Genomic DNA, 14,816 nt, shown 5'->3' with positions numbered 1-14,816 from the left:
CCAGACAGGCATTCGATCCCAACCGAAAAGCGGCTTGACTTTTCCATTACTCAGCGGCCTCACGCTCGGACTCGGGAACGACGGCAAGTTCGATGCGGAACACGGCTCCCCCTTCGCCATGGTTCGACACCGTCAGGCTGCCACCGAAATCCTTGATGATGTTGTAGGAAATTGAAAGGCCGAGACCGAGCCCCTTGCCCACCCCCTTGGTCGTATAGAAGGGATCGAAGATGCGTTCGGCGATAGCGGGTGCGACGCCAGCGCCGCGATCGCGGATGGTCAGCACCGCCGTGCCGCCTTCGGGCCAGGCGCGCACCGTAATCGTGCGGTCCTCGAGCCCTTCGACCGCGTCGGCCGCATTGGAGATGACGTTGACGAGCACCTGCTGCAGCCGCACCGAACCGGCGCGGACGACGAGCGGTTCGGTGCCGAGGTCGATATCGATTGCGGCGTTCGCCGTCTTCAACCGCGTTGCGACGATCTCCATCGTATCGTGCATCACATCTTCGAGCGGTACGGGGCCGAGCTTTTCGTTCGGCTTGCGCGCGAAATTGCGCAGATGCCGGCTGATCGCCGCCATGCGGTCGATAAGGCCGGAGATGCGCCTGACATTGTCACTCGCTTCCGTCGTTCTCCCCCGCTCGATCAGCAGCGCCGCGCTGTCGGCATAGGTCTTGGCGGCCGCAAGCGGTTGGTTGAACTCGTGCGAGAGCGCCGCTGACATCTGGCCGAGCCCCGCAAGCTTGCCGGCCTGGACGAGATCCGCCTGCGTCTGGCGCAACTGTTGCTCGGTAAGCCGCCGTTCGGCGATCTCCGCTTCGATCCGCGCGTTGACGCGAGCGAGATCGGCCGTGCGCTCCTCGACCCGGCGCTCCAGTTCCTCCTGCGCCTGCTCCTGCATCAGCATCCGCTCCCGCAGCCGCGCGCGCCGCTGGATGAGGATTGCGATCGCCAAACCGGTAAGGCAGAGCAACAGGATGGCGGCCGCGACCGTGGTCAAGGCCTGGGTCCTGACCGAGGCCGTATCGGTCAAGACGTTCACTGTCCAGTCCGCGTCCGACATATAGTGCGAGAGGACGAGGTATTCCCGGGCGCTGTCGCCGCCCGAAACCGTCATCAAGGCGTGGCCGTCAGTCTCGCTTCGAGCGACCGGCAAGGGGTGGAGGATGGCATTGGCATAGCGCCGCGAGGCTTCCGTCCGGGCAAGCCGATCCGGCGTTAAGGGCAGGATACCGGCGTAGAGCCACTCCGGATCTCCGCTCATGAAAATGATTCCTTCCGGATCGGAAACGAAAATTCTGTACTCGCCGCCCTGCCAGGAGGCTTCGATCGTCTCGATATCGACCTTGAAGACGATGACGCCGCGGATCTCGTCGCCGATGCGTACGGGCGAACCGAAGTAATAGCCGCGCTTGAGCGACGTGGTTCCGAGCGCATAGAAGCGCGACTGTTCTCCTCGCAACGCATCCTGGAAGTAGGGGCGGTAACTGAAGTTCTGGCCGACGAAGCTCGCCGGACCGTCATAATTGCTGGCGGCAATCGTGTCGCCGTCCGGGGTGATGACGTAGATATCGGACGATTTCAGGAGGCCATTGATCTCCTTGAGGTAGCCATTGACGGAGTCCCGCAGCCGGCGGTCCCGGGGGCGCGTCACGAGCTCCTTGATGTCGTCGTGATCGGCGATGAGCGCGGGCAGCGCCTGATAGCGGTTGAGATGGCCGCTGAGTGCGGCAACGGCCAGTCTAAGGGCTGTGTTCGCCTGTGCCGAGGCTTCCTGCATGTAACTGCGCGTCGCAAGGACATTCCCGTGGACGGCAAGCGTCACGGTGGCGACCGGCAGGAGCAAAAGCATAAGCAGGAAACGATATTTCACGGAATGCCCGGGCTCCTCCTCCCGCGCGTGTCAGGCGATGCTTGGATCGTAGAAGCGCGCTCGACCCGTGGCAAGCGGCCGGTGAGTACCGTTCCGCATAAACGATTGGCTGTGAGTGTCAACGATGCGTTGACAATGCGTTTGTTGGCACTGGGCTTTCCCCGTTGGCTGCGAGAGAGCATCTATTCGGCATCGACAAGCCCGGAGATAGACGGGCAGAAAGGCAACGGCATGCTCGACCAGATTAAAGGCCTGCATCACGTCACGTCCATGGCGGACGATGCCCGCACCAACAATCATTATTTCACGAATACGCTTGGCCTCCGCCGCGTGAAGAAGACGGTGAATTTCGATTCGCCGGACGTGTACCATCTCTATTACGGCGACAGCACCGGCACACCCGGTACGGTGATGACCTATTTTCCCTTTCCGCAGATGCCGCGCGGCCGCGCCGGCACCGGCGAGGTGGGAACGACTGTCTTTTCCGTGCCAAAAGGGTCGCTCGGTTTCTGGCAGGACCGGCTGGCGCGGCTCGACGTTGGCTGCCTCAAGGCCGAGGAGACCTTCGGCGAGAAGCGGTTGCACTTCGCCGGTCCCGACGGCGACGGCTTTGCCCTTGTTGAGATGAAGGACGATCCGCGCGCGCCGTGGATGGAAGGCGGCATTCCGGAGGATCACGCGATCCGCGGCTTTCACTCGGTTTCGATGCGGCTGCGCGATGAAGGCGCGACGGCGGAATTGCTGAAGTTCATGGGCTATGAGGAGCTTGACCGCAAGGATGGTGTCACAAGGCTGATCGTGCCCGGCGGCAATGGCGCGGGCCTTGTTGACCTGGAGACGCTGCCGAACATCAACCGCGCCGCACAGGGCGCCGGCTCCGTGCACCACGTTGCCTTCGCCGTGGATAATCGCGAGAAGCAACTCGAAGTTCGGAAAGCGCTGATGGATACCGGCTATCACGTCACGCCGGTTATCGATCGCGACTATTTCTGGGCCATCTATTTCCGCACGCCGGGCGGCGTCCTCTTCGAGATTGCCACCAACGAGCCGGGTTTCGACCGCGACGAGGAGGTCGCCCATCTCGGCGAGGCGCTGAAGCTGCCGCAGCAGCACAAGCATCTCCGGCCGATTCTCGAAAGCCATTTGCAGAAGCTCGAGGGATAAAGAGTCTCCGGCGCTCCGCTCCTCCTTCGCATGTGCGAGGGAGGGCAGGCGCTCTTAAAGTCGAGTGACATAAACACACACTATCCTATTGGCTATAAAGGAGAAATCAATGGTTGACCATGGCTATGTGCATAAGCTGAAAGCCGGCGAGCCCGGCAACCCGATCCTCTTTGTCCTCCACGGAACGGGCGGCGACGAAAATCAGTTCTTCGGTTTCAGCCCCGAGCTTCTGCCGGAGGCTACCATCGTGTCGCCGCGCGGTGACGTGTCGGAGCATGGAGCCGCGCGCTTCTTCAGGCGCACGGGCGAGGGGGTCTACGACATGGCGGACCTGGCCCGCGCCACGGAGAAGATGGTAAATTTCGTGAAGACGCTCGCAGCCGAGCACGAAGCCACGGAGATCATCGGCCTTGGCTATTCGAACGGCGCCAATATTCTCGCCAACGTGCTGATCGAAGAAGGCGTCTTCGACAGGGCCGTGCTCATGCATCCGCTGATCCCGTTCCGTCCGAAGGACAATCCCGTTCTATCGGGCCGCAAGATCCTGGTCACCGCCGGCGAACGCGATCCGATCTGCCCGGCGCCGCTGACCCGGGCGCTCGCCGACTATTTCAAGGCGCAGCAGGCGACGGTCGAAGTCGAATGGCATACCGGCGGTCACGACATCCGCCAAAACGAGATCGCGGCGATTGAGCGGTTTTTGAAGGGGTGAAACCCATCTATCCCGGCTTATCGAGAAAGCTGCACGGGGCGAGCCCTTTATTATTGCAAAGGCGGGAAAACCCATGGTCAAGGTTGTCTAGCTTGACCAGCCTTCAAGTACCGAAAACCGTCGAATTGGTTTCATGGCCGGTCAGATCAGGGTTCCGGACGATTTTGATCGCCTGGGCCGAGATGAGATCGAACGTATCTTCGGCGTATGAAATCACTCCAGCCGACGGCGGAAGAGCCAAGCGGCCGATGAAAGCGTCACGACGGCAATCAGGCACAGCGGCAGCGTCTGATGCACGACCTCGGCGAGCGGGATGTCCTTGAGGAAGACGCCCTTCACGATCACCAGAAAATAGCGCAGCGGGTTGATCAGCGTCACCGGCTGCAGCCAGCTTGGCATGTTCTCGATCGGCGTCGCGAAACCGGAAAGCAGCATGGCGGGCACCATGAACAGGAAGGCCCCGAGGATCGCCTGCTGCTGGGTCATCGATAGCGCAGAGATGAACAGGCCGAGCCCGACCACCGCGGCGAGATAGAAGATGGCGCTGCCGTAGAGCAGGAAGAGCGAACCGCGAAGCGGCACGCCGAAGATGAAGACGGCGGCAAGAATATAGATCGTGATGTGGAAGAGCCCGATCATCATCGGCGGGATGAGCTTGCCGATGAGGATTTCGTGCGTACGCAACGGCGAGACGATGAGCTGGTCGAAGGTGCCGAGCTCCCGCTCGCGCGCAACCGACAGCGCCGTGACAATCAGCCCGATCAACAGAGCGATGCTCGCCACCAGGTTCGGCACCATGAACCATTGATAGGTGAGATTGGGATTGAACCAGTTGCGGGCCTCGACCCTGATCGCCTCGGAGGCGGCGCGCTCGCCGGCCGGTGTTTCGGCTGCGAGCATACCGACGATGCGCCCCAGATAACCGGAGACGATTTGCGAGGCGTTGGAGCGCCGTCCGTCCAAAATCATCTGCACCTCGGCGGGTCTTCCCGCCTCGATGTCGCGGGAGAAGGTAGGACCGATTTCGACGGCCGCCAGCACATGCTGGTTGTCGATGGCGATCCGGATTTCAGAGGGGCTGTTGGCGTGGCGGATCGAGCGAAAGGTCGGCGATCCACCGATTTGCTGCAAAAGCTCCTGGCTCCAGTGCCCGTTGTCGCGATTCAACACCATCAGGTCGACGTTGTTCACCTCCAGCGTCGCCGCATAGGAGAAGACGAGCAACTGGACGATCGGCGGGCCGATCAGGACGGTGCGACCCTTCGGATCCCGCAGCACGGCAAGAAGTTCCTTGACGATCAGCGCCTTCAGTCGACCCCACCACATTTTACCCGATCCTCTTTCTGGTACTGCGCGCAGCCAGCGCGAAGAAAACGCAGCCAATCAGGAACATCACCGCAATTGCGCGGGCGAACACCGGCCAGATATCTCCGGCGAGAAACACCGTCTGCAGGCTGGGGATGAGATAGCGCGCCGGGACGATATAGGTGATCCACTGGATGACGGTCGGCATCGAGTTGATCTCGAAGAGGAAACCGGACAGCAGGAAGGCCGGCAGGAAGGCCGAAATCAACGCGAGCTGCGAGGCGAGAAACTGATTCTTGGTGGCAGCCGAAATCAGCAGGCCTTGCCCGAGTGCCGGCATCAGGAACGTTGCCGAGAGCGCATAAAGCGCGAGTACCGAGCCGCGGAACGGCACGCCGAACAGGAAGACGGCGAGAAGCACGCAGAGCGTCATCGAGGTGAGACCGAGGATGAAATAGGGAAGGAGCTTGCCGGCGAGCAGTTCGGCCGCCGAGACGGGGGTGGCCATCATCGCCTCCATCGTGCCGCGCTCCCACTCGCGAGCGACGACGAGGGAGGTCAGCAGCGTGCCGACCAGCGTCATGACGATAGCGATCGAGCCCGGAACGAGGAAGTTCCGGCTGGTCAGTTCAGGATTGAACCAGAAGCGCTGTTCGACCGCGATCGCCGGCGGATGGCCCCGGCCCTCCAGGGTGCGCTGACGCTCCCAATTGGTGACCGTTCCCTGGGCGTAGTTTTGAACGAAATTCGCCGTGTTCGGTTCGGATCCGTCGACGATCACCTGGACCGCAGGATGGCGTCCCGCCGCGTGATCCGCGGCGAAGCGCGCCGGGATCACGACAATGCCGCGTACCCGGCCGAGGACGAGGTCGTCCTCGAATTCGCGGCGATCGCGACCAATGGCGACTGCGAAATAGCGCGACGCATGAAAGCTCGCGGCGAGATCGCGCGTTAGCGGCGTCGCCTCCTCAACGACGAGGCCGATCCGCGTCCGCGTGGTATCGAGCGAAACGCCATAGCCGAACAAGAACAGCAGGATCAGCGGCAGCACAAAGGCGATCAGGATGCTGCTCGGGTCACGCACCACCTGATAGCTCTCCTTGCGCACGAGGGCTGCGAAGCGCCGGGCGCGGCCCGAGCGATCGGGCTCTGGCTTTTTCGGCTCGGCGTTCATGCCGCCTCCTTCGCCTCCGAGCCCTGCACGAGAGCGATGAAGGCATCTTCCATGGTTGGGTTCGGCAGGTCCTTGCCGGCGACACGGGCCTTCATCTCGTCCGTCGAACCGAGCGCGATCGACCGGCCGCGATAGATGAGCGAGATGCGGTCGCAGTATTCCGCCTCGTCCATGAAATGGGTGGTGACGAGAACCGTCACGCCCTTTTCGACGAGCCCGTTGATGTGCGTCCAGAATTCACGCCGGGTGATCGGATCGACACCGGAGGTCGGTTCGTCGAGGAACAGCACCTCCGGCTCGTGCAAGACGGCACAGGCGAGCGCCAGGCGTTGCTTGAGACCGAGCGGCAGGTCCTTCGCCGACATGTCGTGGATCGCGCGGAAATCGAAGATCTCCGTCATCAGATCGATCCGTTCGCGTTTCCTCACGCCGGACAGTCCGTAGACACCGGCGAAGAAATTCAGGTTCTGCAGCACGCTCAAATCGCCGTAGAGGGAGAATTTCTGCGCCATGTAGCCGAGGCGGTTGCGCGCCTCGGCCGCGTCGCGCCGAAGATCGAAGCCGGCGACGCGTCCGTCGCCGGCGGTCGGCTTCAAAAGCCCGCACAGCATCTTGAACGTGGTCGATTTGCCCGCGCCGTTCGGACCGAGCAGGCCGAAGATCTCGCCGCGGGGGATGTCGAAGGTGATGTTGTCGGCAGCGGTGAAATCGCCAAAGCGCTTCGTCAGCCCGCGCGCTTCGATCACCGGACGCCCGCCATCGGCGGCGAACGGCCGCTGAGTTTCTGCGAGACGCGACCGCCCGCCCGGACCGCCGCCGAGCATATCGACGAAGGCATTCTCGAACCGCGGCGGTGTGGCGGCGGCGCGACCGGGTGATGCCTCATCGAGCGAGGGAGGGATGAGACCCGGCTTCATCACCAGGCGTATCGCTTCGCCCTGTATGACGCCGTCGACGACGCCTTCTTGATCGAGCAGGCGCGCAAGTCTTTCGCGGCGACGCCCCGTCGTGCCGGAAAGACGGAAGACGCGGTCTTCGACCCGCCCGGTCATCTCCTGGGGCGAGCCGTCAAAAAGCAACCTGCCCTGGTTGAGCAGCAAGACCTGATCGCAGGCCTCCGCCTCGTCGAGATAGGCCGTGGACCAGAGCACGCCGATGCCTTCCGCCGTCAGGTTCTCGACCATCTTCCAGAGATCGCGTCGCGAGATCGGATCGACGCCGACGCCGGGTTCGTCCAGGAGCAGCAGCCGCGGCTTGCGCAGCAGCGCGCAGGCAAGGCCGAGCTTCTGCTTCATGCCGCCGGAGAGCTTGCCGGCCAGCCGCGAGGTGAAGCGGGCCAGATCGGTGAATTCAAGCAGTTCGGCGAAGGTCCGGCCGCGTTCCGCCAGTGGCAGCTCGCGCAGGTCGGCATAGAGATCGAGGTTTTCCTGAACCGACAGATCCTCATAGAGCCCGAAGCGCTGAGGCATGTAGCCGATCGACCCCTGGATGCTGGCCGGGTCCCTGCGCGTATCGAAACCGAGCACTTCGACGGTGCCTTCGTCCGGCAACATGAGACCGGTCATCAGCCGGATCAATGTCGTCTTGCCGGCGCCGTCAGGACCGACGAGGCCAGTGATCCGTCCGCCTGCAATGACGCCATCGATCGAGTCGAGGGCAGGGAGCGCCGCGCCGAACCGCTTGGAAACGGCAACCAGCCGCACGAAGGGCGCCGCAACTGCGGCATCAGGACCACCAGCTGTCATGTTCCGGCCTCCGGACTCGGCAGGTGCACGGTCACCGGCATGCCCTGACGCAGGTCCGTGCCGGGCGTTGCGACGACGATCCGCAGCCGGTAGACGAGATCGGTCCTGAGCTGCGGCGTTTCCACCGATTTCGGCGTGAATTCCGCGACCGGCGAGATGAAGCCGATCGTTCCTTCATAGCCATGTGCAGGGTTGGTGTCAGAGGTCACCTTGACCTTCATTCCCGGATGGACGCGGCCAAGGTCCGGCTCGGCGACATAGGCACGAACCCAGACGGGCTTCGTCAGCGAAAGCACATAGACCGTGTCTGCCGGCGAGACGACTGCGCCGACCTCGCGGACGCGAGAGAGAAGGACGCCGGCGCTCGGCGCGACGAGCTCGACATCCTTAAGCGCCGTGCGGGCGCTCGCGGCCTTCGCTGTCGCGGCATTCGCCTGCGCTTCGGCTGTCGCTATGTCTTCCACGCGGCTTCCTTCTTCGAGCAGAGCCAAGGCTTCGCGTGCCGACGCGGCGCGGGCGGCAGCCGCGGCGCGGCTGGCGACCGCCTGGTCGAGTTCGGCTTGCGAGATCGTGCCGGCCGGCCGCAGTCGCTGCGCCCGCTGATAGGCGAGCTCGGCATTCTTGAGTTCAGCAAGGCGTTCATCATGGACGGCGCGGGCCTGGGCGATCTCGGTCGGGCGGGCGCCCGCCTTGAGTTTTGCGAGCGTGGCGCGGAGCGCCTCGGCATCCGCCTCGGCTGCATCCAGGGCCTGCTGGAAGGGCTCGGCATCGAGCCTGGCGATCACGTCGCCGGCCTTGACGGCGTCGCCCTCGTCAACGCGAAGTTCGGCGATGCGTCCGCTGACGCGGAAGCCGAGCGACACCTGGCGGATATCGACATTGCCGTACAGGACCGTGTTCCTGTTGTCTTCCGCCCAGCCGAGCCGCCCAGACAAATCCAGCCACCAGGCACCGGCCGCGCTCGCCACGAGGAGCAGGGTGATGAGAGCGATTTTCTTCATGGCTGCGGGTCCTTCTCCGCACCGAGTATGGCCACGAGTTCGGCCGCGTGCCGGTGCAATGTGTCGATCTCCTTCGGTCCGGCGGTTTCCCATTCGAGCTGCGCATAGACGGCGGCATGCGCCATGCGGAACACCAGCACGCTCCCAACGAAGGAGAGGGTTCTGAGCCGGATGTGTTCGGATGCCGGGTCGTCCTCGAGAATGGCGCCGATCAGTCGGCGCGCCATCTCGATCATTGGCCGCATGATGTTGCCGTAAATGCGCGTGAATGCCTCGGTCGGCTCCATCTGCTCGCGAATGATGAAGCGTGCCCAGCTTTCCGACTGCTTGCTGACGAAGAGAACGATCATCCTCTGGACCATCTGGGTGAGGAAGGCGCGCGCCTCGGCGGAGGTCATCGACTTGCCTTCTCCGTCGAGTTCAGCGAGGCGGCCGAGGATCGTCGCGCGCAGATCTCGGACATGATCGCCGATAAGAGCCGCGAGGTGCTCGGCTGCGGCGATATAGAGCCCTTCCTTGCCGCCGAAATAATAGGGGATCGCCTGCAGGTTAACGCCCGCCGCATCGGCGAGCTTTCGCGTCGTGGCGCCGTCGAAGCCATAGCGGCCGAATATGTCGATCGCCGTGGCGAGAAGCTTGTCTCGCGTCGCGTCGCCGCGCTCAGCCTTCAGCTGTATCGTGGTGTCGTTGTCTTTGATCATCTGCTTAAATTACCCCATTCATCCGAATAAGTCAATCGATCGAATGAACGTGGGATCGAAGTTGAGAGGCCGCGAAGCGGGCAACCGAGGCTGCGCGCCCGACGATGGGCCTTTGAACCGACGTAAAAGCTCGATCAGCGGTATCGCGAGCTCAGGCGACTTGCTGTACGGCATCGAGCCGCCGCTGAAACAGCGCGGCGATGAGGTCCGACTGCGTGACGATGCCAACAACCCGGTTGTCCGCGTCGACGACCGGCATGTGATGCAGGCCCATGTCCGCCATGGGCGGCACCAGCTTGGCGATCATCGTTTCCGGCAGGGCCGACTGGACGCGGGTGGTCATGATTTCACAGACCAGCCGAGGCGATTTTGCCGGCAGGCCGATGATGTTGCCGATCCGCTCGCGCAGGCCGATCTGCAGTCGGCCATCCGCCGTCAGCGTCGCGTGCCTCATGAAGTCCGTTTGGGTGATGATGCCGACCATGCCGTCTTTTTCGGTTACGACCGGCAAGGCCTTGATGCGGTGTTTGATGAGCATCCGCCAGGCCTTGCGCAGCGTGGTCTCCGGCGCAACGGTCAGGACATCTCGCGACATGATCTCGCCGCAGGTGATTTCCCCGGACCGGCGGGTGAAGGCGCGTATCTGCGCCTGATGGACGAAGCTGTCGAGCTCTTCGGGGCTGACGTCGACGACCTCGCCGTACTGCGCCAGCACGGCTTGCAGATCTTCCGGCACCACGCCGAGACGCTGGCTCGGCAAAGGATCTTGTGTCTTGTGGGGGTTCGCGGGGGGCGCAAGGTGAGGATAGCGCCGGCCCGTCAAATTATTGAAGACAAGCGCGACGGCGAGGATAAGCAGAGAATTGACGGCAACCGGCGACAGGACGAAGGCGTAGCCGGCCTCCCGTATGGCCGGACCGCCGAGCACGGCGGTGAGCGCGACGGCGCCGCTCGGCGGGTGCAGGCAGCCGAGCAGCAGCATCAGACCAATCGCGACGGCGACGGCTATGGAGGCGGCGATAACCGGATCGGCGATGAGCAGGGCGCAGGTGACGCCGACCGTCGAAGCAACCACGTTGCCGCCGAGGATAGACCAAGGCTGGGCGAGCGGGCTCGACGGCGCCGCGAAGAGCAGCACCGCCGAGGCCCCCATCGGCGCAATGAGCAGCGGCAGGCTGGCGTCAGTGCCGATGGCAAGCGTGCTGATGAAGCCGGTCAGCAATATGCCGATGAGCGCGCCGCAGGAGGAACGCAGGCGCTCCCAGCCGTTGACCGGTACCAGCGAAGGCATGAAGCGTCGGAGGAGGACTGGGGCCTTGGACATGAATGCTCGCGAGCGATGCGGAAGGATGGAACAGGGAATGAAGTGCACGGCGCAATAGCATGCGACTGGAAATTGGGCACGCAATCTGCATCCAAGAAAGCGCGGAGGATTAAAAAATATGCATTGTGCCCAATAAACATCCGGGCCGCCGGATGATATCCAATTTTCAAACCGTTGCGGCAAAGTCGATCGTGATCCTGGTCCCGCGATTAGGTGCGGTGTCGATCGAAATTCGCGCTTTGTGAAGCTCTGCGATCCGATGAACGATTTTCAAGCCGAGACCGAGCCGGCCGGAGCGCTTGACATAACCTAAGTCCTCATTGTGTTCCGGTAGATCGACCAGTCCTTTGCCGTCATCCTCGACGGAGACCTGAGGGCCGGGTCCACAGGTCAAGACGATGCGAGTGCCGGGCCCATTGTGCTTTACCGCGTTTTCGATCAGATTCCTGAGCATGTTCTCGACGAGCGCCGGGATCACCGTCACGGGCGTTGTCGCGTGGTCGACGAATTCGATCGACTTGTCGTGGTCGAAGACGAACGGCGCCGTGGCCTGCGCCACCTCCGCTCCGATCTCGGAAAGGTTAGCCCGCTGGTAGGCGGAGGGGTCTACGGCGTCGGCGCGCGCCAAGGACGTCAGTTGCTCGAGAATATGCGTCAGCGCGTCGAGATCCCGCTCGGCATTGCGCGCCCGAGGATCGTCGATGCGGCTCAGCTCCATCTTGGCGATCGAAACCGGCGTGCGTATCTCATGCGCGATCGATGAAGAGAAGACCTTCTGCGATTGAACAAGATCGGCAACGCGGGCAAGCAGGCGATTGACGGCGCTGACGAGGCGTTCGATCTCCTGCGGCATGCGCGTTATCGGCAGGCGGGCGCCGCTGTCGCGCGGGTCGATCGCATCCGCAGCCTTGACCGTCGCCGCGACCGGCTTGAGCGCGCTGCGTATCGACCAGATCGTCGCGCAGATGACGAGGCAGAACAGCAGCGTCATCGGTACGATCATGGAATCGAATACCTCATGGAGGAGGGCACTGTACATGAAACCGTTCGGGTCCTTCAGGATCGCCAGCTCCACAAGCACGGATTCACCATCGCGTTCAAAGGATTGGCCGCCCGCTACACTGAAGGGCTTGCCCGGCGCGATCAGCCGCTTCCAGAAGTTCGGTGCATTGAAGCTCAACGGCAGAAAATGCTCGGCGCACTCGGTCGTGCAATTGGAAAAGAGCACCGAGCCGGAAGCGGTGCGCACCCGAACGTAGATCGCGCCCGAGCGTCCATCCAGTTCCAGGTAGCGTTCCCGGAGCTCGGGATCGGCCTTGTATGTCAGCAGCCCGTCCTGTGTGGTGATCGCCCGCGACAGGGTCTCCGTCTCCTGCTGCAGCATGAGAACGCTGAGCTTGTCGTCATCGAACCAGTAATCGGCAAAAACCACGCCGATCTGCAGGAGCATGGCAAGTAGTGAGAAGGCGATGACGCGCCGCGCCACGATATCGATCAGCGACGGGTTACGTTTCCTCATGCAACAGTCCGCAGGAGATAGCCGATGCCGCGTACCGTTTCGATCTGCACGCCCGTGTCGAGCGGCTGCAATCGCTTCCGAACTCTGGAAACGGCGAGCTCAAGCGCATTGGAACTGAGCTCCTGGCCATATTCTGAAAGGGCTGTCTCCAACCGACGCTTTGGAACGACGCGCCCGACCTCGCGCAACAGTATCTCGATCAGGGAGCGTTCGCGCGGGGGAAGAGCGACGATGATCCCATCGCAGGTGAGCTCTGCGGTGGCTGGATCGAAGCGCAACGCGCCGGCCTCGAGCACCGGCTGTATCGCGTGTGGATTGCGCCTGAGCATGGCCCGGCATCGGGAAAGCAATTCGCGATGGTGGAAAGGCTTCACCAGATAGTCGTCCGCCCCGGCATCGAGCCCCTGGACTCGCTCGTCGACGGACCCGCGGGCGGTGATGACTAGCACCGGCAAGCCGGCGTGCTGCTGCCTTATCCATCTCAGGAGATCGAGACCGTCGCCATCCGGCAGACCCAGGTCGAGAAGCACGAGATCGTGCTCCCGCTCGGAAATCGCCGCCTCGGCATCGCCCACAGTTGAGACCGCGTCGAGCCGCCAGCCCGCATCGCGCATGGTCTCACCTACCAGCTCGATGAGGCGGTGACTGTCTTCGACGAGCAGCAGGCGCATGCGTCTTCCTGATCTCAAGCCTTCTTACGATCGGCGGTCGTGGACCATAGGAGGTTTTCCGCAGGGTGCCAATGTCGACCTGGCGGTTGAGAGAATGGCTTTGGATTGCTGTCGAGAAGCTGTCGCCTGGCGGTCTCCCGACAGCACTTCGACAGCTTGCTGCAGTACTGGCGGAAGCGTCGAGATGCGTCGGCAAACCGGTTGTGTTTCTTCCAATAGCACTTCCAAACGAAGCGGACGGCTCCTCGGCTAGACTGCTACCTCACAATGTCGACTTTCACTCCAGCCTATCAAGTCTTGCATGATCTACCGCAGAAAGCGGTCACAGTAGCGGTAGGCCTCGATCAAGGCGCGCTCGCCGTCCGGGCCTGCGCCGTTGACACCATGCTCCATGCCTACAATTCCTCGGTAGCCCTTCGCCTGAAGGTGCTGGAACACGTTTGCGTAATTGATCTCGCCGGTTGTGGGCTCGTTCCGCCCGGGATAGTCAGCGACCTGAAAATAAGCAATCTGTTCCCAGGTATGGTTGACATCTCCCAAGATGTTCCCGTTCATTATCTGGTGGTGGTAGATGTCAAATAAAATCTTCCACGAGGGCCGATTTACCGCCTGGCACAGCAGAAAAGCGTCTCGCACGCTATCGAGAAAAATCGTCGGACGCTGCACTAATGAATTCACGGGTTCGATCGCCATTGTCACCCCTGCGGGCTCGACGATGTCGGCGGCGCGCCGCAAGGCGTTGATTATATTGACCATCTGATACTGGCGCGGCAGCGAAGGGTGGCGATCCCCAAGTAAGATCGTAACCCACTTGGAACCGAAACGACTGACTACCGGCAGTGTTTCCTTTATAGAAGTCAGGAAATACTCCCGTGCCTCTGGATCTCCTGCGGTCAGGTAAAGGCCTGGCTTGAGCGTCAGATCCGCCGCTATGAAGACTCCGAGCTCCATCGCGTTCCGGCGTAACACTTCAGCAATTTTCGCTTGTTGAGCTTCCGATCGCCAATGAAGTATGTTGTCCTCCCAAGCGCGAAATCCCTCCTCGGCAGCGAACGTCATCTGGTCAATGTAGTCCGACCCCGCAAGATTGGTGAACATCCCGTAGTGAGGTGCGAATTTCATCTTGAACGCTTGGGAGCTCGTCTCTCCTGCGGCGGAGGGAGCACTGGAATAGGGAGAAGACCGTTCCGAGAAATGCTCCACTGTCTCGTTTGTACAGCCGGACACTGCCGCTCCGATCGCCGCAAGCGCGCCTCGCAAGACGAATCTTCGATCAACTGCCATCTTAAGGCTGAGGTGGGTCATTTGGCAGTATCGCCACTTGAGGCTTGACTTGCGTCTCCGCCTCACCAAGACATAGTGATCAACTCCAGCCCTTTTTGGGCCTAGACGGAAAGGTATTACGGCGGTCGGCATGATTACAGGATTGCGTCCCTACGCGCGAGTTCCCCTTTTGCCAGTCCGGTCATCTATAGGGATGGCTCAAGCGATACCTCGAAGGGCGTAGCCTAGTAAAACCTGCCTTGCCGACGATACGTCAGTTGCGACCAGCCCCGCAGGCTCTCAGGAGAGTCCCAACAATCGTTCGTGTGCAGGGGGCATCCGCAATGGGCTAGCTCAGTTGGGC

The 14,816-nt window shown here is 62.2% G+C and carries 12 protein-coding genes and 1 pseudogene; 3 read left to right on the top strand and 10 right to left on the bottom strand.

Translation table 11 applies throughout. The features are described from left to right. Positions 1-46: 46 nt before the first annotated feature. On the bottom strand, positions 47-1,873 hold the full coding sequence (locus CO676_RS22325) for a sensor histidine kinase (RefSeq protein ID WP_097522689.1): 1,827 nt from the start codon (positions 1,871-1,873) through the stop codon (positions 47-49). Between the two features lie 231 nt (positions 1,874-2,104). Here CO676_RS22325 and CO676_RS22320 point away from each other — a divergent pair, with 231 nt between their 5' ends. The 3 genes and pseudogenes from CO676_RS22320 to CO676_RS22310 all read left to right on the top strand — a co-directional run. After that, positions 2,105-3,037 (top strand): VOC family protein, encoded by a 933-nt coding sequence (locus tag CO676_RS22320; RefSeq protein ID WP_097522699.1) that lies wholly within the window; start codon positions 2,105-2,107, stop codon positions 3,035-3,037. Between the two features lie 109 nt (positions 3,038-3,146). Then, entirely contained in the window at positions 3,147-3,749 is a 603-nt protein-coding gene (locus CO676_RS22315; protein ID WP_097522688.1) for an alpha/beta hydrolase, read from the top strand. Next, positions 3,748-3,960: pseudogene (locus CO676_RS22310) on the top strand (type II toxin-antitoxin system prevent-host-death family antitoxin); the annotation flags it as partial. The gene CO676_RS22315 and the pseudogene CO676_RS22310, both read left to right, overlap by 2 nt. Before the next feature lie 2 nt (positions 3,961-3,962). On the opposite strand, the gene CO676_RS22305 reads toward CO676_RS22310, so the two are convergent. The 9 genes from CO676_RS22305 to CO676_RS22265 form a co-directional block, all read right to left on the bottom strand. Continuing rightward, a complete protein-coding gene (locus CO676_RS22305) occupies positions 3,963-5,075 on the bottom strand; it encodes an ABC transporter permease (protein WP_097522687.1) in 1,113 nt (370 codons plus the stop codon). A gap of 1 nt (position 5,076) precedes the next feature. After that, positions 5,077-6,228 (bottom strand): ABC transporter permease, encoded by a 1,152-nt coding sequence (locus CO676_RS22300; RefSeq protein WP_097522686.1) that lies wholly within the window; start codon positions 6,226-6,228, stop codon positions 5,077-5,079. Further along, positions 6,225-7,973 (bottom strand): ATP-binding cassette domain-containing protein, encoded by a 1,749-nt coding sequence (locus CO676_RS22295; RefSeq protein WP_097522685.1) that lies wholly within the window; start codon positions 7,971-7,973, stop codon positions 6,225-6,227. The genes CO676_RS22300 and CO676_RS22295 overlap by 4 nt, the downstream gene beginning before the upstream one ends. Then, positions 7,970-8,974 carry a secretion protein HlyD gene (gene hlyD / locus CO676_RS22290; protein ID WP_097522684.1) on the bottom strand — a complete coding sequence of 335 codons (1,005 nt, stop codon included), beginning with the start codon at positions 8,972-8,974 and terminating at the stop codon, positions 7,970-7,972. Before hlyD ends, CO676_RS22295 begins: the two co-directional genes overlap by 4 nt. Next, positions 8,971-9,675: a CerR family C-terminal domain-containing protein gene (locus CO676_RS22285; RefSeq protein WP_097522683.1), complete on the bottom strand. Its 705-nt coding sequence runs from the start codon at positions 9,673-9,675 to the stop codon at positions 8,971-8,973. Before CO676_RS22285 ends, hlyD begins: the two co-directional genes overlap by 4 nt. A gap of 151 nt (positions 9,676-9,826) precedes the next feature. Then, complete coding sequence (locus CO676_RS22280) at positions 9,827-10,999, bottom strand: HPP family protein (RefSeq protein WP_097522682.1); 1,173 nt, start codon at positions 10,997-10,999, stop codon at positions 9,827-9,829. 166 nt (positions 11,000-11,165) lie between these two features. Then, positions 11,166-12,518: a HAMP domain-containing sensor histidine kinase gene (locus CO676_RS22275; RefSeq protein ID WP_097522681.1), complete on the bottom strand. Its 1,353-nt coding sequence runs from the start codon at positions 12,516-12,518 to the stop codon at positions 11,166-11,168. Next, positions 12,515-13,189 (bottom strand): response regulator transcription factor, encoded by a 675-nt coding sequence (locus tag CO676_RS22270; protein WP_097522680.1) that lies wholly within the window; start codon positions 13,187-13,189, stop codon positions 12,515-12,517. The genes CO676_RS22275 and CO676_RS22270 overlap by 4 nt, the downstream gene beginning before the upstream one ends. Before the next feature lie 306 nt (positions 13,190-13,495). Next, a complete protein-coding gene (locus CO676_RS22265; RefSeq protein ID WP_179875592.1) occupies positions 13,496-14,494 on the bottom strand; it encodes a TIM barrel protein in 999 nt (332 codons plus the stop codon). Between the last annotated feature and the right edge of the window lie 322 nt (positions 14,495-14,816).

Source organism: Sinorhizobium sp. BJ1 (genome assembly GCF_002531555.1).
Taxonomy (GTDB): Bacteria; Pseudomonadota; Alphaproteobacteria; order Rhizobiales; family Rhizobiaceae; genus Sinorhizobium; species Sinorhizobium fredii_B.
The sequence above is the reverse complement of the archived record's forward strand: the minus strand, read 5'-3'. Positions and strand labels throughout refer to the sequence as shown.